Annotated in this window: 20 protein-coding genes; 6 read left to right on the plus strand and 14 right to left on the minus strand. The window is 34.2% G+C overall.

Translation table 11 applies throughout. The annotated features are described in order from the left end of the window. Positions 1–83: 83 nt before the first annotated feature. Complete coding sequence (gene citZ / locus AC3ASS_RS02560) at positions 84–1,202, minus strand: citrate synthase (protein WP_488281941.1); 1,119 nt, start codon at positions 1,200–1,202, stop codon at positions 84–86. 681 nt (positions 1,203–1,883) lie between these two features. On the opposite strand from citZ, the gene ytvI reads away from it, so the two are divergent. Further along, positions 1,884–2,993 carry a sporulation integral membrane protein YtvI gene (ytvI, locus tag AC3ASS_RS02565; protein WP_488281942.1) on the plus strand — a complete coding sequence of 370 codons (1,110 nt, stop codon included), beginning with the start codon at positions 1,884–1,886 and terminating at the stop codon, positions 2,991–2,993. A 75-nt stretch (positions 2,994–3,068) separates the two neighbouring features. On the opposite strand, the gene AC3ASS_RS02570 is transcribed toward ytvI, so the two are convergent. The 7 genes from AC3ASS_RS02570 to dnaE form a co-directional block, all read right to left on the minus strand. Next, positions 3,069–3,455, minus strand: a complete 387-nt coding sequence (locus AC3ASS_RS02570; RefSeq protein WP_488281943.1) for an FxsA family protein — start codon at positions 3,453–3,455, stop codon at positions 3,069–3,071. 51 nt (positions 3,456–3,506) lie between these two features. Further along, entirely contained in the window at positions 3,507–5,267 is a 1,761-nt protein-coding gene (gene pyk / locus AC3ASS_RS02575) for a pyruvate kinase (RefSeq protein WP_488281944.1), read from the minus strand. A 17-nt stretch (positions 5,268–5,284) separates the two neighbouring features. Continuing rightward, a complete protein-coding gene (pfkA, locus tag AC3ASS_RS02580; protein WP_488281945.1) occupies positions 5,285–6,244 on the minus strand; it encodes a 6-phosphofructokinase in 960 nt (319 codons plus the stop codon). A 153-nt stretch (positions 6,245–6,397) separates the two neighbouring features. Then, positions 6,398–7,375, minus strand: coding sequence for an acetyl-CoA carboxylase carboxyl transferase subunit alpha (gene accA / locus AC3ASS_RS02585; RefSeq protein WP_488281946.1), 978 nt, complete (start codon positions 7,373–7,375; stop codon positions 6,398–6,400). Continuing rightward, on the minus strand, positions 7,360–8,238 hold the full coding sequence (gene accD / locus AC3ASS_RS02590) for an acetyl-CoA carboxylase, carboxyltransferase subunit beta (protein ID WP_488281947.1): 879 nt from the start codon (positions 8,236–8,238) through the stop codon (positions 7,360–7,362). Before accD ends, accA begins: the two co-directional genes overlap by 16 nt. Before the next feature lie 94 nt (positions 8,239–8,332). After that, positions 8,333–8,959: a FadR/GntR family transcriptional regulator gene (locus AC3ASS_RS02595; protein ID WP_488281948.1), complete on the minus strand. Its 627-nt coding sequence runs from the start codon at positions 8,957–8,959 to the stop codon at positions 8,333–8,335. Between the two features lie 180 nt (positions 8,960–9,139). Then, positions 9,140–12,484 (minus strand): DNA polymerase III subunit alpha, encoded by a 3,345-nt coding sequence (gene dnaE, locus AC3ASS_RS02600; protein WP_488281949.1) that lies wholly within the window; start codon positions 12,482–12,484, stop codon positions 9,140–9,142. A 154-nt stretch (positions 12,485–12,638) separates the two neighbouring features. Here dnaE and ytrH point away from each other — a divergent pair, with 154 nt between their 5' ends. Together ytrH and ytrI are read left to right on the plus strand one after the other, a co-directional pair. Next, on the plus strand, positions 12,639–12,974 hold the full coding sequence (ytrH, locus tag AC3ASS_RS02605; protein WP_488281950.1) for a sporulation membrane protein YtrH: 336 nt from the start codon (positions 12,639–12,641) through the stop codon (positions 12,972–12,974). Beyond that, entirely contained in the window at positions 12,971–13,474 is a 504-nt protein-coding gene (ytrI, locus tag AC3ASS_RS02610; RefSeq protein WP_488281951.1) for a sporulation membrane protein YtrI, read from the plus strand. The genes ytrH and ytrI overlap by 4 nt, the downstream gene beginning before the upstream one ends. A 205-nt stretch (positions 13,475–13,679) precedes the next feature. On the opposite strand, the gene AC3ASS_RS02615 is transcribed toward ytrI, so the two are convergent. After that, positions 13,680–14,624, minus strand: coding sequence for a DHH family phosphoesterase (locus tag AC3ASS_RS02615; protein WP_488281952.1), 945 nt, complete (start codon positions 14,622–14,624; stop codon positions 13,680–13,682). 157 nt (positions 14,625–14,781) lie between these two features. On the opposite strand from AC3ASS_RS02615, the gene AC3ASS_RS02620 reads away from it, so the two are divergent. Further along, positions 14,782–15,078, plus strand: coding sequence for a YtpI family protein (locus tag AC3ASS_RS02620; protein WP_488281953.1), 297 nt, complete (start codon positions 14,782–14,784; stop codon positions 15,076–15,078). Positions 15,079–15,172: 94 nt separating this feature from the next. Here the strand turns inward: AC3ASS_RS02620 and AC3ASS_RS02625 are convergent, their stop codons facing one another. The 3 genes from AC3ASS_RS02625 to AC3ASS_RS02635 form a co-directional block, all read right to left on the minus strand. Next, entirely contained in the window at positions 15,173–16,489 is a 1,317-nt protein-coding gene (locus AC3ASS_RS02625; protein WP_488281954.1) for a DRTGG domain-containing protein, read from the minus strand. 83 nt (positions 16,490–16,572) lie between these two features. Further along, complete coding sequence (locus AC3ASS_RS02630; RefSeq protein ID WP_488281955.1) at positions 16,573–16,821, minus strand: hypothetical protein; 249 nt, start codon at positions 16,819–16,821, stop codon at positions 16,573–16,575. A gap of 123 nt (positions 16,822–16,944) precedes the next feature. Beyond that, positions 16,945–17,625, minus strand: coding sequence for a metal-dependent hydrolase (locus AC3ASS_RS02635; protein WP_488281956.1), 681 nt, complete (start codon positions 17,623–17,625; stop codon positions 16,945–16,947). 125 nt (positions 17,626–17,750) lie between these two features. On the opposite strand from AC3ASS_RS02635, the gene AC3ASS_RS02640 reads away from it, so the two are divergent. After that, on the plus strand, positions 17,751–18,845 hold the full coding sequence (locus AC3ASS_RS02640) for a M24 family metallopeptidase (protein WP_488281957.1): 1,095 nt from the start codon (positions 17,751–17,753) through the stop codon (positions 18,843–18,845). Between the two features lie 67 nt (positions 18,846–18,912). On the opposite strand, the gene ald is transcribed toward AC3ASS_RS02640, so the two are convergent. Both ald and AC3ASS_RS02650 read right to left on the minus strand, forming a co-directional pair. Beyond that, positions 18,913–20,031, minus strand: a complete 1,119-nt coding sequence (ald, locus tag AC3ASS_RS02645; RefSeq protein ID WP_488281958.1) for an alanine dehydrogenase — start codon at positions 20,029–20,031, stop codon at positions 18,913–18,915. Between the two features lie 139 nt (positions 20,032–20,170). After that, the gene (locus AC3ASS_RS02650; protein ID WP_488281959.1) at positions 20,171–20,320 is read right to left on the minus strand and encodes a hypothetical protein; all 150 of its coding nucleotides are present in this window, start codon (positions 20,318–20,320) and stop codon (positions 20,171–20,173) included. Between the two features lie 115 nt (positions 20,321–20,435). Here AC3ASS_RS02650 and AC3ASS_RS02655 point away from each other — a divergent pair, with 115 nt between their 5' ends. After that, positions 20,436–20,879, plus strand: coding sequence for a universal stress protein (locus AC3ASS_RS02655; RefSeq protein WP_488281960.1), 444 nt, complete (start codon positions 20,436–20,438; stop codon positions 20,877–20,879). Positions 20,880–20,952: the final 73 nt, after the last annotated feature.

Raw genomic sequence — 20,952 nt, forward strand, 5'->3', positions numbered from 1 at the left:
TAGAAGGCAAAATAAGCCTCTAACCCTTTTATAATTTAACAAAATTTTAATCAGATAACCTTATTTAAGCTAAAATTTTAATATTAACCACGTTTTTCTAAAGGTACATATACTTGTTTTCCAGGGCCAGTGTATTCAGCACGTGGACGGATTAGGCGATTATTAGCATATTGCTCTAAAATATGTGCTAACCATCCAGATACACGGCTTACAGCAAAGATAGGAGTAAATAAATCATGATCAATTCCTAAGCTGTGATATACAGATGCTGAATAGAAATCTACATTTGGTGGAAGATTTTTCTCACTAGTAACAATTTCTTCGATTTTGGTAGACATTTCATACCAATGAGGTTCACCAGTTAATTTTGTTAATTTTTCAGACATTTGGCGAAGATGTTTCGCGCGTGGATCACCTTTACGATATACACGGTGACCAAAACCCATAATTTTTTCTTTATTTGCTAATTTTCCACGGATATATGGTTCTACGTTTTCAATTGATCCGATTTCCGTTAACATTTTCATTACTTGTTCGTTGGCACCGCCATGAAGTGGGCCTTTTAATGCTCCGATAGCAGCAGTTACTCCTGAATATACATCGGATAAAGTAGCCACACATACACGAGCAGTAAACGTAGATGCATTTAATTCATGATCCGCATGAAGAACTAAAGCTTTATTAAATGCTTCAACAGCAATTTCATCTGGTTCTTGTCCGGTTAACATATATAAAAAGTTAGCAGCAAAACTTAAGTCAGTTCTAGGAGCAACAGGTTCTAAACCTTTTCTGATACGCGCAAAAGCAGTTACAAGTGTAGGGATTTTCGCTTGTAGTCGAATCGCTTTACGATAATTAGCTTCTTCACTCATTACATCCGCTTCATTGTCATATAATCCAAGCAAAGAAACACCTGTACGTAGAGCGGCCATTGGATGAACGTCTTGAATTGGATAATGTTTAAAATGTTCTAAAACTTCTTTAGGAAGCTCTGCATTGTTTGCAAGTTGAGATTTTAGTTCATCTAATTCTGTCTTATTTGGAAGACGTCCGTGCCATAGTAAGTATACGACTTCTTCGAAACTGGCATTTTCGGCTAAGTCATCAATATTGTAGCCGACATACGTTAACGTATCATCAATAATTGAACTGATTGAGGATGTTGTAGCTACAACACCTTCAAGCCCTTTAGTGGCAGTCATATCTATCTCTCCTTTTAATTTTTTTAACCATCGAAATGGTTTGCTTACCAAATGCCCGTATGTATAAAAAAGAAAATATAATTATTAAATCCCTTTTTTATAAGCATTATTTAAACAAAGTATATTTTAAAGGAAAATTTCTAAAAAGAGAAAGAAAATGCTTACATTTTCAAAAAAATAGAGAAGGGATATTCAGGTAAGTCACAATCTCTATTATAAACAATTATCTAATATTTGTGAATGAATTGTAAATAAATCATGAAAAATAAATTATTTTATCAATAAAACATATAAATAGTTATTATTTGTTTGAAATTTTTAATATATGAATCCTTCAATAGAGTTAAACGTTAATTTGTCTTTGAATTAGTTTGTTTAGAAAATGAGACAATCTATGCATAATAGCCGTTTAATAACACATATAATGTTTAAAACGATAACTATTGGTCCACGATTTTTCATAGAGCAAAAGTATGTCGGTTACTTTTCATCTGTTCAATTTAATGGAAATTTTACGAAGTTTTAAATGTTTTTTGTTAATCAAACAATAACTAATATAGATAGTTAGAGCCTTAGATAAGACAATAAAAAATTCCACTAAAACTCTTAAAAAAATTTTTGAAATATAGCATGGATTTAATTCAATTTCGTCTTATTTCTAGTAATTTTGGAGGGTGCTGGATGAATACGTTATATTTTTTCCGATCATTACGGTTTATTTTGGTTGTTGGTATAACCTTTCTCTTATTTTATCTTTTATATTTTATTTCATCCTATACGTACCCGTTCATTATTGCTTTTTTTATTGCTTTTATCATTAATCCTATCGTAAATTTTGTTGAATATAAAGGGAAGATTCCACGCGGTTTAGCTGTTATTATTGTTTTATTGTTCATTTTCTCAATATTTATTGCCATCATCACTTTACTGATCGCTGAGATAGTTTCCGGAACTGAGTACTTAGCTAGAGTTCTTCCACATCATATTGAAACTTTAGTAGGGTATATAGAAGATTTTATTAAAAGTCAAATCATCCCTTTTTATAATCATATTTCAAATTTATTTGATAATTTAGAAACGAATCAACAAGAAACTATCATACAAAATATAGAAAATATTGGGCAGCAATTAACTATATCGATTGGAACGTTTCTTCAAAATTTCTTTTCCATAATCCCAGCTTTCCTCTCTTGGTTTCCCAATGCAGCAACGGTTGTTATTTTCTCATTACTAGCTACTTTTTTTATTAGTAAAGATTGGTATCGCCTTCAATTACTTGCTGGAAAATTTATGCCGGAAAAAGCAAAAAAAAGTGGTCATTTTATATTTATAGATTTAAAAAGGGCTTTAATAGGATTTATGAAAGCACAATTTACATTAATATCAATTACGACGGTTATCGTCCTAATTGGTTTACTTATTTTAAAAGTTGATTACGCTATTACGATTTCTCTTCTTATCGGTTTTGTAGATTTATTGCCGTATTTAGGAACAGGATTAATTTTTGTGCCATGGATGATTTACGAATTTGTAGGAGGCAGTACACATTTAGGGATTGGATTGTTAGTCTTATACATCGTTGTATTAGTTCAAAGACAACTCATTGAGCCAAAAGTGTTATCTACGAATATTGGTTTAAATCCTTTAGCAACATTAATTGCAATCTTTGTCGGCTTTAAATTATTCGGATTTTTAGGACTCATTATCGGACCGGTATCATTAGTGTTCATTAATACTTTATACCGCGCCCATGTATTCCACGACATTTTGGCTTTTATTAAAGGGGCATAATAAATTATATCGATTAATTTTAATACATTTTTTCTTTTACAAAATAAAAGCCGCCCAATTGGACGACTTTCATCATTATCGAATGATCGTTATAGTTCTTTTATCTAATCTTTGTTTAATCCATCTTTTCACTAATGGTTTCACCGTCTGTCTCGTAGGGGGAAATAATAAATATAATCCAAAAGTATCTGTAACAAATCCCGGGATTAATAGCAATATTCCGCCGGAAATGATACATATTCCATCAATTAATGTATCACCCGGTGGATATCCTAGTTGAATTTGCCTGCGGAACGTTTGGATTGTCTGCAATCCTTGTAGTTTCGCTAAATAGACTCCTAAAATTCCTGTTGCAATAATTAAAAATAGTGTTGTCCAAAAACCGAGCAAGTTGCCAAAATAAATGAATAACATAATTTCAATTGCTGGGACAACGATAATAAGTAATATAAATAATCTCACCTTACAACACCGCCTTCAACAATATGGCTAGATGCGGTTCATGGTGTTTCATTATAATACACTGGCATGTCCTTTATAGATAACTCCTCTTAAAGCGTCGACAGTAATTTCTTGACCTTCTTTTAAAATACTAGTTGCATTTTCAACACCGACAATTACCGGAATTCCAAGGTTTAATCCTACTACTGCACCGTGGCTAGTTAATCCACCCTCCTCTGTAATTAGCGCTGCACATTTTTCAATGGCCGGTACTAAATCTCGATCAGAAGATATCGCAACAAGTACAGAGTTTTCTTTTACTTTATTTAATGCTTCACTTGGATCTTTGGCAATAACTACCTTTCCGTATGCCGTTTTTCGACCAATCCCTTGTCCTTTTGCTAAAACGTCACCGACAACATGAATCTTCATAATATTCGTTGTGCCAGCTTCTCCTACAGGCACACCCGCTGTAATAACGACTAAATCTCCATGTTTAACAATTTGGGAATTTAAGCTTTCTTCTACAGCGATTTCCAACATCTCATCAGTTGTTGAAACTTTTTTCCCTAATTGTGGATATACACCCCACACGAGAGCAAGTCTTCTTAAAACTTCAGGTTGAGAAGTAACAGCAATAATTGGAGCTTTCGGACGGTATTTGGAAATAACTTTTGCTGTATGACCGCTTTCCGTTGGCGCAATGATGGCACTTACATCTAGGTTTAAAGCAGTATGTGCAACTGACTGTCCAATGGCATCGGTAATATTATGGTCAATTCGTTTACTTCTATCCGATAAAATATTTCTATGGTTTAATGCTTCCTCTGCTCTAGCTGCAATATTATGCATCGTGCGTACTGCTTCTAGTGGATACATTCCTGCTGCCGTTTCTCCTGAAAGCATAATAGCGTCTGTACCGTCGAAAATGGCATTTGCAACGTCACTAGCTTCTGCTCTTGTTGGTCTTGGATTTCTTTGCATAGAATCTAGCATTTGAGTAGCTGTAATAACTGGTTTACCATATTCATTACATTTTCTAATTAACATCTTTTGAACTAATGGCACTTCTTCTGCTGGGATTTCAACCCCTAAGTCTCCGCGCGCAACCATAAGGCCATCGGAAACATCTAATATTTCATCAATATTATCAACGCCCTCTTGGTTTTCAATCTTTGGAATAATATGTATGTGCGTTGCGTTGTGTTCTTCAAGTAATTGACGAATTTCCAATACATCAGATGCTCGGCGCACAAATGACGCTGCGATAAAATCAATACCTTGTTGAATTCCAAAAATAATATCATTGGCGTCTTTCTCTGTTATTCCCGGCAAATTAACAGATACCCCTGGAACATTAACACCTTTTTTATCTTTAAGTATTCCGCTATTTAAAATCACTGTTTCAATTTCATTTTTTTCATAATGAATAGCTGTTACTTCTAAGCCGATTAATCCGTCATCCAATAAAATTTTTGAACCAATTTGAACATCATGAATTAACCCTTCATAAGTGATAGAGAACTTTTCCTTTGTTCCTAGTACTTCTTTCATCGAAATGATAATTTTCTCTCCGGCTTTCAGTTCAATGGTGCCATTTTCCATATTATGTGTGCGAATTTCAGGACCTTTAGTATCTAGTAAAATCGCAACATTTTTGTTTGTTCTTCTAGCTGCTTCACGAATATTTTTTATTCTAGTTTCATGTTCTTTATGATCACCATGAGAAAAGTTAAGTCTTGCTACGTTCATACCAGCTTCCATTAAATTCATTAACATTTCAATACTTTCACTGGCTGGTCCAATGGTACATACGATTTTTGTTTTTCTCAAAATGTTTCCCTCCCGAACTAAATCGACAACTCTTTTGATAGAGTGTACATTGATAAATCTAGTTGATGTTTTTTTGTTAGTATTTCGTTGATATCGTAATCAACAAGTTTGTTATTTTCGATTCCAACCGCTCTAGAGCTTTTTCCTTCGAGCAATAATTCAACAGCTCTTGCACCTAATCGGCTAGCAAGTACTCTGTCTTGGGCTGTTGGTGAGCCTCCACGTTGAATATGTCCTAGGACAGAGACTCTGCACTCTACTTTTATTTCTTTTTCAAGCTGTTGGGCAAATTCCATTCCACTGCAAACCCCTTCAGCTACAATGATAATGCTATGTTTTTTTCCACGTTCGCTGCCTCTTTTTAAACGTTCTACTACGTCAGAAATATTGTAATCTTCTTCAGGTATAATGATTGTTTCAGCCCCGCCTGCTAATCCTGCAAGTAATGCTAAATCTCCGGCATCTCGTCCCATAACTTCAATAATAAACGTTCTTTCATGAGACGAAGCCGTATCTCTTATTTTATCAATGGCATCAATGACAGTATTTAACGCTGTATCGAAGCCGATTGTTATTTCTGTTCCTGGAATATCGTTATCAATCGTTCCTGGAACACCAATGCATGGGAATCCCAATTTTGATAGAGCTTGTGCTCCTCGGTATGATCCGTCACCACCGATGACAACAAGTCCTTCAATGCCATGCTTTTTCAATTGTTCTAAACCTTTCTTTTGTCCTTCTAATGTTTTAAATTCAGGGCATCGCGCTGATTGGAGAATGGTTCCTCCACGATGAATAATATCCCCTACCGATCCTAATTCTAGCTTTTTTATATTTCCGTTGATTAATCCATTATACCCTTGATAAACACCGTATACTTCTAATTCATGATAAATACCTTTTCGAACAACCGCACGAATGGCGGCATTCATACCAGGAGAATCTCCACCGCTAGTTAAAACAGCAATCTTTTTCAATTTTCTCACCCTTAATCTATTCATGAATTTTTATAATCGTAGTATACAATACCACTTGAACGAAAGGAACTCAAATGAATGATATATTAAAAAAGTTTTATTTTCATTGGAAAGAAAAGGGAAAAAACGTGCCTTCAGTTGAAGAGCACGTTGTTAGTTTACCCCAATGTGTTCACTTAAAGTCGAATAAGCACCGATTTTTTTATACTTGTCATAACGTTGTTGAACTAATTCTTCCTTCGTTTTTCCTAATAAATCTTTTAATGCTTTCTGTAAAACTCCATCAATATATTTGGATTGTTCGGAAACATCTCGATGAGCCCCTCCACGTACTTCAGGAATAATCACATCTATAATTCCAAGTTCTTTTAAATCAGGAGCAGTAATTCTCATCGATTCAGCCGCTCTTTTCGCTAAAGAAGCATCTTTCCATAATAGCGCAGCCGCACCTTCTGGAGAAATAACAGAATAAGTGGAGTTTTCAAGCATAAATATATAATTTCCTACACCTAATGCTAAAGCACCGCCACTTCCACCTTCTCCAATGACAATACAAATTACTGGTACCGTTAAGCCAGCCATTTCCACTAAATTTCTTGCGATGGCTTCACTTTGACCTCGTTCTTCTGCCGCTTTTCCAGGATAGGCACCTTTCGTATCGATAAAACAAATAATTGGTCGATTAAATTTTTCCGCTTGTTTCATCAATCGTAATGCTTTTCGATACCCTTCCGGATGAGGCATCCCAAAATTTCTTCGAATATTTTCTTTCGTATCTTTCCCACGTTGGTGACCAATAACCGTCACAGGTAGTCCTTTATATTTGGCAATACCTCCGACAATGGCCTCATCATCGCCATATAAACGGTCTCCGTGACATTCAAAAAAGTCAGTAAACATATGTTGAATATAATCTAACGTCGTTGGACGATTTGGATGGCGAGCTATTTGGACACGGTCCCATGGTTTCATATTTTCGTATATTTCGGATTCTAATTTTTCTAATCGTTCTTCAAGTTTTTCAATTTCTGTAGATAAGTCAACGTCAGCATTTTCTGTTAACGCTTTTAGCTCTGAAATCTTTTTTCTCAATTCTATCACGGGACGTTCAAATTCTAACTCTTGAGCCATGCAAGCTCACCCCTTTGTTGATGAATATCTAATACAAGCGATAATTTTTCTTTTAATTCGTGGCGGTGAATAACCGCATCAAGTTGTCCATGTTTTAGCAAAAACTCAGCCGTTTGGAAATCATCTGGTAGTTCTTCGCGAATAGTCTGTTCTATTATTCTTCTACCTGCAAATCCAATTAATGCACCTGGTTCTGCAAAATTGTAGTCCCCAACTGAAGCAAAACTAGCAGAAACTCCACCTGTTGTAGGATGAGTCATAACAGAAATAAATAGACCGCCATTTTCGCTAAAACGTTTAAGAGCTACACTTGTCTTTGCCATTTGCATTAAACTTAATACCCCTTCTTGCATCCGAGCTCCACCTGAAGCTGTAAAAATGATGAAAGGGTACTTCCATTCATCTGCTTTTTCTATTGCTCTAGTGATTTTTTCCCCAACTACAGATCCCATGGATCCCATTCGAAAGTTCGCATCCATAATGGCAATGACACAATCTATGCCATTAATTTTACCTGTTCCTGTAACAACAGCTTCATTTATTTTCGCTTTGATTCTATCTTTCTCTAGTTTTTCTAAATAATCAGGGAATTGTAATGGATTTTCAGAAATCATATTGCTATCCATTTCAGTAAAAGAATTTTCATCAAGAATTAACTCAATCCGTTCATAGGCTGATAATTGAAAGTGATAATTACAATGTAAACATACTTTAGCGTTTTTTAATAATTCTTTTGAAAACATGATTTTTTTACAATTTGGACATTTGGTCATAATTCCTTCGGGTACTTCTTGTTTGCTAGTTTCCGATGGAATAGTTGCATATTTCTTTTTTTTATTTTTGGAAAATAAATCTTTTAGCAAAATTCAATCTCCCCTTTAGTCTGGAAGTATAGCTAAATGGAATAGCTTGTTTACTACTTTAACGGATTGTGAGTTAAAATAATGTCAATATTCGTCACAACTTTTCCGACAAATTTCTAATTTCTTTTTTATATACTTCAATGGCCAGCTCTTTATTTTTCGATTCAATCGCTTTTAACAAATTTATATAGCAAGATTTTGACACATTTAAAGGTTGCAAGTTTAAAGAATCATAATAGTCATTTAAAATCATCCAAATTTTTTTCAATAAAAAATTGTCGGTCGCTTTTACCAATTCATAAAAAAACTCTTTGTCATCTATTGCTTCTTTTTCTTCCCATTGGCGAATATAAAGATTGTCTAGTTTGTCATTCAACAAGATTAATAATATTGATCCTAATTCAATTAAATATTTTGTCTCTTTTACATCTTTTTTCGCTTGTTCATCTTGTAAAACAAATGTACTAAGAAGTTGCACCAGCTGATGTTCGCGGAAATTTTTTAAAAAAGTACCTTCTCCTCTTCTTGTCTCGATCAATCCGAGAAGCTCAAGAGCCCTTAAAGCTTCCCTAACAGATGACCGACCAACGTTTAGACGGTCTGATAATTCACGTTCTGAAGGGATTTTATCCCCGGGTTTTAATCGATTTTTGTCAATTAACGACCGTAAATATTCAACAATTTCGATATATACTTTTGAATTTTGTTTTGAATTTGTCACAACGGATGATCACTCGCCTTTTCAAATGACAACTAGTTTATCTTTGTTCTTTCTTGCAACAGGTATTATTCCTACTTTTATTAACTTTCCCAATCGCATTAAGCAAATCGCTAACTTTTCAGTGGTCAGACCACGTACATCTCTTTACATATTATCATAATTGATGTCATTGTAAAGAATTTATAATTTGAAAATCACATTTTTTTCCCCGAATAAACGTTTCAACTCTGTAATACAATTACTTTTTACATTAATTCGCTCATGATCTGGAAGGAGTACTTTTTGATTGGCTTTTTCGTAAAACAAAATGATCGGCGTTTCCCCTTTGTATTGTTGAATGATATGTTTCATTTTTTTGAGGTGTTGCTGATTATCATTTTTCCCTTCAATTTTCATGAATAATTTACCATTCCCACTATTTTTCATTGCCTCATCGAGTTTTTCTATATGCTGAAGAATCCATTGTCTTTTATTCATTCTTTCCTCAATATGACCTCTTATAAGCAATAGTTCTCCTTTTTTCACGAGTGAACTATATTTTTTATAAGAGTCAGGAAAAATGACACCTTCAAATTCCCCATGTTCATCGCTCATTTTAACGAAAGCCATCGCTTGTCCATTTTTTGTTCGAATTTTTCTTTCTTCGGTAATATAGGCTCCTGCTGAAACATTTTTTATGTTGTCCTTTTCATCTAAATAAACCGTATTTTTTGCCTTTAACCATTCACGATAAATGGAGATCGGATGTTGGGAAACAAACATTCCTAATACCTGTTTTTCAAATGTTAATTTTTCTTCAATAGGGATCGGATCTACCTCGGCATATTTTGGCTTGATCTTAAACATGTCTTCAAATAAACCCAATTGGCCATCATCAGGTTTCACGAGTTGTGCATGGTCGATGGCTATATCTAATGTCGCTAGTAATGTTGCACGATCATGACCAAATTCATCCAAACTACCAGAATGGATAAGAGCTTCTATGACTTTGCGATTGATGATTTTCAAATTTACTCTTATACAAAAATCAAATAAATCTTCGAATGGCTTATCTCTTCTTGCTTGAAAAATTTCTTTTAAAGCACTTGCCCCTACTCCTTTGATGGCTGCTAAGCTACAGATAATTCCATGATCTGTTACAACATATGAATATTTACTTTTATTTATGGATGGGGGAATAAATGAATAGCCCATCATTTTTAATTCTTTTACATATTGAGCCGTTTTATCTTCATTCCCAATCACAGATGTTAAAAGAGCCGCCATAAAATGAAGGGGATAATGTGCTTTTAAATACGCAAGCTGATATGAAATCATACTATATGCAACCGCATGACTTCTGTTAAAACCGTAATCGGCAAAACGAACGATTAAGTCGTAAATCTCATTGGCCACTTTTTCTGAATATCCGTTTTTTAAAGCCCCTGATACAAAGTTTTTCCGTTCTTCGTCCAACACATCTCTTTTCTTTTTAGAAACGGCTCGACGTAATAAATCGGCTTGTCCTAACGTAAAGCCTGCTAATTTTGAAGAAATTTGCATAATTTGTTCTTGATAAACAATAACACCATAAGTCTTTTTCAATATAGGCTCTAAATCAGGATGTGGATAGACTACTTTTTCCATTCCATGTTTCCGCTTTATATATGTTGGGATATGACTCATAGGACCTGGACGATATAAAGCATTAACCGCTACAATATCTTCAAATTCCGAAGGTTTGAGCTGCTGTAACACTTTTCTCATTCCATCTGATTCGAGTTGGAATATTCCCGTTGTATCTCCTTTTGTTAATAAAGCAAATGTTTTCGAATCATTCATTGGAATTTGTTTAATTGAAAATGTTCGTTTTTCATGCTTCTCAATCGATTGAACGATCATTTCAATTAACGTTAAATTTCTTAACCCTAAAAAGTCCATTTTTAAAAGACCTAACTCTTCCAACGTTTCCATAGGATATTGAGTTAAATAAACTTCGTTTGAACCGCTTTGAATTGGAATCACTTCCACTAATGGACGGTCGCTTATAACAACGCCAGCTGCATGTGTGGAAACGTGTCTAGGCAATCCTTCAATTTTTATTGCGATTTCAAAAACTTTGTTAAAAACAGGTGACTGTTCGATTAACATGCGCAATGTACTGGATTGTTCGTATGCTTCCTTTAACGTAATTCCTATTTTAGAAGGGATTGAACGTGATAACTTTTCCAACTCATTAGTCGTCAATCCGAATGATCTTCCTACATCCCTTAGTGCCGCTTTTGCTGCAAGTGTACCAAACGTTGCGATTTGTGCTACATGCAGTTCTCCATATTTTTTTGCGACATATTCAATCACTTCATCTCTCCGGTAATCTGGAAAGTCGATATCAATATCAGGCATCGAAATACGTTCAGGATTTAAAAAACGTTCAAATAATAAATCATGTTTAATAGGGTCAACATCCGTAATATTTAGAACATACGCAACAAGCGATCCTGCTGCAGATCCCCGTCCTGGGCCAATAATCATTCCTCGCTCTTTAGCAAACTTAATAAAGTCCCATACGATTAAAAAATAATCACTAAAGTTCATCTTTTTAATGACGGATAATTCGTATTGAAGCCTTTCTACATATACTCGATCAGCATTTGGAACTTTATGTTTTAATCCGTTTTCACATAAGCTAGTCAAATAATCGTCTGCACTTATATTTTTTAATGGATATTTTGGTAGAAGAGATTGATGAAAAGGAATTTCCACCTGACATGATTTTGCAATCGTTATTGTATTTTGTAATGCTTCTTTATAAGCTGAAAATTGTTTATACATCTCTTCTTTTGCTTTGAAATAATATTGTTCTTGTTGATCAGAAATGGAAGTACTTATTTTTTCGTTATTTTTTATTGCCAATAAACATTGCCATGTGAAATGGTCCTGTTTTTTCAAATAATATACTTTATTAGATGCAACAAGTGGAGTTTTCGTATCAACGGAGAGTTGAACCATTTGCTTGTTTAATGTTTTTTCTTCTTTCTTCCCGTGATCTTGTAAATTTAGATAGAAAGAATTTTCTTCAAATATTTCCTTATAAAATTTACACTTCAACTTTGCTTTTTCTATTTCACCATTAAGTATATGATGTTCAATTTCTCCCTCTAATCCTCCAGAAATTGCAATTAAGCCTTTTGAGTAATGTTTTAGCCATTTTGTCGGAATTCCCATTGGTGATTTTGTTTGAATGACACTGCTAATTTTCATTAAGTTTTGGAAACCTGTATAGGATTTAGCCAATAAAATGAGAGGGTATGATTCATTTGTATCATTGGACTCTATTAAAATGTCAGCTGTTAAACCGATGATTGGTTGGATTCCAATCTCCCGACAATATTTATAAAACGGAATCACTCCATACATAACATTTCGATCGGTTATAGCAACGGCAGAATAACCTTGTTCTTTCGCCGCATATGCAAGGGCTTTTGGAGAAATTGTACTGGATAACAATGTGAATGAACTATATGTATTTAGGTGAATAAAGTCCATTACTTTCCCACCTTCGTTTTTGTATTCATTATAGAACTTCTACTTGTAAAAGTGAAACATTTGTTTGCATAGTTAATCAGAAAAAGGTCTCATAAACGGACTGCGTCCATCATATATTTGAAACATAGGACGAGTTTATGGGGGCGTTGATAGAATGAACGAAGCGTTTGTCCCAACTTTTTTTCACAGTTTTTTTATTGCTTTAGGAGTTTTATTAGGTGGATCATTAATAGGGGGGTTATCTGCTTTTCTTACAGGAAGTCCACCTTTAACAGAAATTTACCGTTTATCCAACAGCTTAAGAATATGGGCGATCGTTGCGGCTATAGGAGGAACGTTTGATGCGGTATATAGTTTTGAAAGAGGATTATTGCAAGGAGAAACAAGAGACTTATTTAAACAATTTTTATTAATTTTATCCGCCTTAGGTGGTGCGCAAACCGGCGCACTCATCATTAATTGGTTAACGCAGGAGCATTTATCGCAATGAGAATTCCACCGTATTATCACCATCCAAGCTGGCAACGTTTTATTGCTGGCGTCATAATAGGAGCATTAATTAGTTGGTTAATATTCTTATATATGTTTGGTGTATTGCAAGAAGAACAAGCTAAAATAATAAAAAAGCAGCAAGATGAGATTGCCGATTTAGAAAAAGAAAAACAAATATGGCAAAACGACTTTGCTGAATTAAATAAAAAAAATAAAGAAATGTTAACTGTGCATGAGATAAAAGTAAAAATATATAACTATGAACGGTATAACATTGATCCGTTAAGTGTGTTTGAAAAGGAAGAAGAAGTAAAGGAAGACTTAAATATTTTATTAGCTAAAGATTTAGATTTTGCTTATAAAAGTCGCGACTTAATTAAACGAATGATTCAAAATAAAACGATACGAATTAACGATAAGCGGTATGCATTAGAAATAAGGGAAATATTCATATATACAACATTAACGATCCAGTTAGAAATTAAATTAGCTAATTAAGTTTGAAAGTTTACAAGTGAATATCATTTTTGACAAGAGCAAAGTAAAATTAATTGTCACTCGTGGAATGGACAAAAATATAGCCATTGAAAGTTGAACGTGTATAAGTAAATTTGTTTATTGTTTAATAAATATAATAAAGCCAGTGAAATTTGAATATAAATTTTCACTGGCTTTTCAAATAAGAAATAAGTTGTTCCTTAGCTTATGATTGATATTGTAAACACGCTTCTTCCAAATCTTTTAAAACATCATCAGCTTCTTCCCACGAATAAATAGATGCTCCTGCTGCTAGAGGATGTCCTCCCCCTTTATACTTCTTCGCAATTGTATTAATCACAGGACCTTTTGAACGAAGACGGACGCGAATTTGATCTTCTTCTTCAATAAAGAAAACCCAGCCTTTAATCCCTTGTATATTTCCTAAAGAGCTGACAAGTAATGAAGCTTCTGCAGCACGAACATTAAATTTTTCAAGCAATTCTTTCGAAATAACAACTTTCGCTGCACCGCTTGGGAACAGTTCAAAGTTTTGCATGATATATCCACTTAATTTAACAACATTTGGTTTTAGCTCATACATTTTATCAAACAGTTCAGATCTTGAAAAATTAAATTGGATTAATTCACTGGCATATTGAAAGGTTTTATTGGTTGTACTCGGATAAAGAAATCTTCCTGTATCACCGACGATTCCAGCAAATAATAATTTTGCTCCATCATCTGATAACACTAAACCATGTTCTTTTCCGTATAAATAAAATTCATAAATCATTTCACTAACAGAACTTGCATCTGTATCCACCCACATTAAATCACCGTACGGATCTTCGTTAGGATGATGGTCAATTTTTATAATGTAATCCCCAAGTTTATATCGTTCATCACAAATTCGTTCTTGATTGGCTGTATCGCAAACAATCACTAATGCACCTTTATATGTATCATCTGTAATAGTATCCATTTTTGATAAATATAAAAGTGTTTCTTCATCTTTCCCGGCTTTATATACTTTTTTTTCAGGGAATGACTTTTTAATTAATTCAACAAGTCCTCCTTGGGATCCAAAGGCATCCGGATCTGGACGTACATGACGATGGACAATTATCGTATCGTATTCTTTAATTTTATTTAAAATTTCCGCTTTCATCGGATGACTCCTTTTCATTTTTTCTAAATTCTTACTATATTTGTAGCATAATTCATGAAAAAGAAAAAGAGAGATTACTTTTAGTAGCAAATTTCGATAAAAATCGTTACAATAGATTAAGCAAATATTTAGTGAATACAAACGGAGGATTTTACATATGCCTGTATTAGTCATACTTATCGTGATATCACTAAGTCTTTATGTATATTATAAAATTCAGTACGTTCGCTCAAAAAAACCGATTGAAAAGAAATGGATATCTTCTAAGTCAAGTATTGCTCTCGGACTTTTCGTAGGGATTTTCGGGATTAATACACTATTTCTATATCAAACAACGACCACTTATATTGTTGGTCCAATTTTTATCTTAGTAGGTTTCTTAAGTGCTTGGGCAGGATATAAAGCATATAAACATTATCGTCCGTTCGTTTTAAAAGAGATGGAAGAAAATTAATAAAGTTGAAAACCCCCGAATTGGTAGAGAACCTTTCATAATTAAAATAACTATTGAGTTCGTTACCATTATCAGGGGTTTTTTCATTTTTTATTTAACGTTCTATAAGTTGAAACATCATTAATGCTTTTCCTACTAATGAACCGTCTTTAAATACTTCTACGTCAGCTTTTCCGAATTTTCTACCAACGTCCAATAATTTTGAATGAATATCAATGACGCTTTCCATTTGTACTGGTTTTAAAAAATAAATGGTCATATTTTCTACAACTAAATCACCTTTTTTCATAGAACGAACACTACGTTTTGTTGCCTCTGTTACTAACGAAGTGAACACTCCGTATGATATCGTCCCTAAGTGATTAGTCATCTGCGGTGTCACTTCACAGCGATATAGGAACATATCTTTCTCAATTGATCCGATATTTTCAAGCTGTCTTGTAATCGTATCTTCAATCGTTTCCCCAACTTGAGGTTGTCTTTGGCTCATTTGTAACGCTTTTAAAACGTCTTGTCTGCTGATAATTCCTTGAAGTCGCTGTTGTTCATTGACAACTGGAATCATTTCGATTCCTTCCCAAATCATCATATGGGCGCTAGATGCGACACTCGTTTTTAACCCGACCGTAATAGGATTTTTTGTCATTATTTTTTCAATCGGTAAATTCATGTTTTGGCCGATGACATCTTTTGTTGTTACTACTCCAATAATTTTCCGATTTTTATCAATAACAGGGAAACGACTATGCATGGATTCATTTTTTAGTTCGTACCATCTTTGAACGGTATCATCTTTATTTAAAAAGTACGTTTTATCAAACGGAGTTAATATATCTTCTACAAGCAATATTTCTTTTTTGATTAGTTGGTCATAAATAGCACGATTGATCATGGTTGCAACCGTAAAGGTGTCGTAACTAGTCGATATAATTGGTAGTTCCAGCTCATCAGCCAATCTTTTCACATCATCCGTTGTATCAAACCCACCGGTGATTAATACGGCTGCTCCTGCTTTTAAGGCATACTCGTGTGCTTTGATTCGGTTACCAACAATTAATAAGTTTCCCGCACCGGTATACCTCATCATCGCTTCAAGCTGCATAGCTCCAATTACAAATTTATTTAATGTTTTATGCAATCCGCTTTTTCCACCTAAAACTTGTCCTTCAACAATGTTGACAACTTCCGCATATGTTAGTCGTTCAATATTTTCTTTTTTCTTTCTTTCAATTCGAATCGTACCGACACGTTCAATCGTGCTCACATATCCTTTATTTTCTGCTTCTTTAATCGCACGATAGGCTGTTCCTTCACTAACATTTAAAGCTTTAGCTATTTGACGTACAGATATTTTTTCTCCTATCGGTAATTGATCGATATATTGAAGAATTTTTTCATGTTTTGTTGTCAACCTATTCACCTTCATTTTTTACAAAAGATATATAGTTTATCTTATCATTATTAGCTATTGAAGGGTAGGTTGCGAGTGGTTTGTTATGAAAATGAACGTACTTTTTGTGTTTTTTTTCGTTTATTGGAACTAGTGGACACATAGCTTTGTTTTTTAGATTTTGGTGAATATAAAATTCCAGCTAAATTTCCAGCAATGGCAAAGACACATAGTGTGAGCCAAAGTATAGAGAAATAATATTTCACTCCCGTCGTGTGGATCGGTAATCTTGAAAGGCCATAATATAACATCCACCCACACAAAAGTAAGCATAGTAAGTATCGATTTTTCATCATTTCTCCCCCCTAATTTCACTATATGCTTACATGGAATATTCCATGAAGGATGTCCAATATTTTCATAATACAAAAAGCATCCTAATTGTATGAAACAATTAAGATGCCCATTCAAAAATATTATAAAGTGATGGAATCACCAGGATTTAATACTTTACCATTACCTTTTTCTAATAGAGATATAAACTTGTTTGGATCTTGTTTAATCGGCGGGAATGTATTGTAATGTATTGGTACGACTTGCTTAGCATTTAAGAAGCGCGCAGCAATCGCAGCATCTTCCGGTCCCATTGTAAAGTTATCTCCAATCGGTAAAAATGCCAAATCGATTGTATTGAGTTCCCCGATCAATTTCATATCCGAGAATAACCCTGTATCACCAGCATGGTAAATTGTTTTCCCATTGATTGTTACTAAAACACCAGCCGGCATTCCTAAATAAATCAGTTGTTGATCTTCTGTTTCAAAACTTGAACCATGAAAAGCAGGAGTTAGTTTTACTCGACCAAATTCAAAATTGTATCCACCACCAATGGATAATCCGTGTGTTCTAACTCCTTTCCAACCTAAATATGTGGCAATTTCGTGGTTAGCAATTACTAATGCATTATGTTTTTTGGCTAATTCCACCGTATCACCAACATGATCATTATGACCATGTGTTAAAATGATAAAGTCCGGCTTTACATCGTCTAAAGTTAAATCCGTTAAACCGTTTCCTGAAATAAAAGGATCAATTAAAATTTCATGATTACCAGTTTCTATTTTTACTACTGAATGTCCATGATAAGATACTTTCATTATTCAATCCCCTTTCATTTTCTTCCTATTTTTATGTTCGAGATGAATATAAAAATTCCTGTTTAAATTTTTGTTCCATCTATATGATATACTAATTGTACAGTCTTTTTATAGAGGTGTTATGTATGCAAAAACGTATTAATTCTTTCATTCGTCATATGCAAAACGAACAGTTGGATGTTGCAATGATAACTTCTACGGAAAATGTTTTTTATTTTAGTCAATTTTATTCAAATCCACACGAAAGATTATTAGCTGTTGTAATATTTCCTGAAGCAGAACCTTTTTTAATTTGTCCTTTGATGGAAGTTCCTGATGCAAAAAAATCCGGTTTTTCTGGAAATATTATCGGTTATAGCGATATCGAAAATCCGTGGGAAATTGTCAAAAGTGAGATTGAAAAACGGGTTCACAATATAAATAGAATAGGTATAGAAAAATTACATATGAATGTTGAACGATTTGAACAAATTCACGCTATGTTTTCTTCTGTTCAAATAGTCGGTTTAGAAGACATCATCCATCAATTAAGATTGATAAAAGATGAAGATGAAATTGCTAAATTAACAAAAGCTTGTGAACTAGCAGACTATGCAATCGAAGTAGGAATGAATGAAATCAAAGAGGGGAAAACCGAACTTGATATTGTCGCAGCTATTGAATATGAATTAAAAAGAAAAGGCGTAGAGCAAATGTCCTTTGCAACTACCGTTTTAGCAGGAGCTAATGCTGCTTCACCACACGGAAATGTTGGCTTAACCCCTATCAAAAAGGGAGATTTTGTTTTATTTGATCTTGGAGTTGTTTACGAAGGATATTGCTCCGATATTACGAGAACAATCGGTTATCATCATGTGACAGATCAGCAAAAGGATGTGTACGAAGCAGTATTAAAAGCACAAGAAAAAGCTGTGAATGCAGTTAAAGAAGGTATCACATGTTCTGAGTTAGATTTAATGGCTAGAAATTCGATTAAAGAAGCAGGGTATGGTGAATACTTCCCTCATCGACTTGGTCACGGCCTAGGAATTAGTGTTCATGAATACCCTTCAGTAACAGAAACGAATCCTTTATCATTGAAAAAAGGAATGGTCTTTACAATCGAACCTGGAATTTATATTCCAAATCAGGTTGGTGTACGAATTGAAGACGATGTGCTTGTTACAGAAAATGGTTGTGAAGTGTTAACAAAGTTCTCTAAAGAATTGATTATTGTATAATTGTAAAAAAGAATCCCAACGGAATGAACGACTCCTCATTGGGGTAGTTCACATCGTTGGGATTTTTCTATTCAATTAAAAGCGATTTAGCTTCTCGATATTCTAATTGAAGGGCATCACTAACCGCTTTATATGTAACGAATCCTTTATATGTATTCAACCCTTTTAGAAGTGATTCATTTTCTAAAACAGCTCTTTTATAACCTTTATTAGCAATCTGTAAGGCATAAGGAACTGTCACATTGGTCAATGCAATGGTCGAAGTTCTTGGAACTGCTCCAGGCATATTCGCTACTGCATAGTGAACAACCCCATGTTTGACGTACGTCGGTTGATCATGAGTGGTTATACGGTCTGTCGTTTCAAATATTCCCCCTTGATCAATAGCAATATCAACAATAACCGAACCAGGTTTCATTTGTTTTACCATTTCTTCCGTTACTAGCTTCGGAGCTTTTGAACCTGGTATTAAAACTGCCCCTATTACTAAATCTGACTCCTTCACTGATTGTGAAATATTGTATGGATTAGACATTAATGTCGTAATGTCATTTCCAAAAATATCGTCAAGCTGGCGAAGTCGGTCTGGATTTAAATCGATAATCGTTACTTGTGCTCCTAGACCAATGGCCATTTTTGCCGCGTTTGTACCAGCTACTCCGCCTCCAATAATCGTAACTTTACCTCTTGAAACACCAGGTACACCTGATAGTAATATACCACTTCCTCCATTCACTTTTTGTAAAAATTGAGCTCCAACTTGTACAGCCATTCTGCCTGCTACTTCACTCATTGGAGTAAGCAACGGTAAACTTCCATTAGGTAATTGAACTGTTTCGTACGCTATTCCTATCACTTGATTATCCACTAATGCTTGCGCAAGTTTTGGCTCTGCTGCCAAGTGCAAATACGTAAATAAAATCAATCCTTCGCGTAAATACTTAAATTCGGAAGGAAGTGGTTCTTTTACCTTTAACACCATATCCATTGACCACGCATCTTCGGCGGTTTTAACAATTATAGCTCCGTTTGCACGATATTCTTCATCCGAAAAACCTGAACCAATACCTGCTCCCGTTTCAATGTATACTTCATGACCATTTTGTACTAAGTACATAACACCAGCCGGAGTCATTGCTACCCGATTTTCATTGTTTTTTATTTCTTTCGGAATTCCAATGCGCATTTCATGAGCCCCCTTTGTTTCCATTCCGCACCATTTGTATTAATCTTATTTTAACAAAAGAGGATAAGTTTTCCTATCTTTCCCAATAAAAATGCTTGCGGAATTATAAAAAACATACATATTCCGCAAGTCATTGATACTATTCTTTTTTATTCGTATTTTCAATTGTATTTTCTATTGCATTTTCATTTAAATATCCACTATCATAAGCATTCATAATTTGCTCTGTAACTTCTTCAACCGCTTTTTCTTCCTCTAAATATTCACCTTTCTTCTTCTCGTTTGTCATCTTTAATAACCCCTTTCGATTCGATGCATTTTTTATTGTTCGAAAATTTGTGAAAAGTATGCACTTATAGTAGTGGGAATATATGGTACGATAAAAATATAAAGGGGGGATTTTAATGAGTATAAAATATCAATCAATTCTTGTTGCCATTGATGGATCCAAAGAATCTGATTGGGCATTTCATAAGGCTGTTAAAATTGCAAAAGAATCCGATGCGTTATTAGTATTAGCTCATGTCATTGACGTAAGAGCTTTTGCCACCGTTGAAGCCTACGATCAATCTATTTCCGCACGAGCCGAACAATATGCGAAAGAATTATTAGAAAAGTATGGCCAATTAGCTAATCATCATAATGTGCCAAATACAAAAATTGTAATCGAATATGGCTCCCCAAAAGTGAAAATCCCTAAAGACATTGCACAAAAATATAATATAGATTTAATCGTCTGTGGTGCGACAGGATTAAATGCAGTAGAAAGATTTTTCATTGGAAGTGTTAGTGAACATATTGTTCGCTTTGCCAAATGTGACGTACTTGTTGTACGCTCAAACGAATAATAAAATCAAAAAACCAATGGAACCTCTGTTCACATTGGTTTTTTTATGTCATGATTATATGGAAAAGGAGAAT

The organism is Bacillus sp. JST-5 (genome assembly GCF_057747715.1).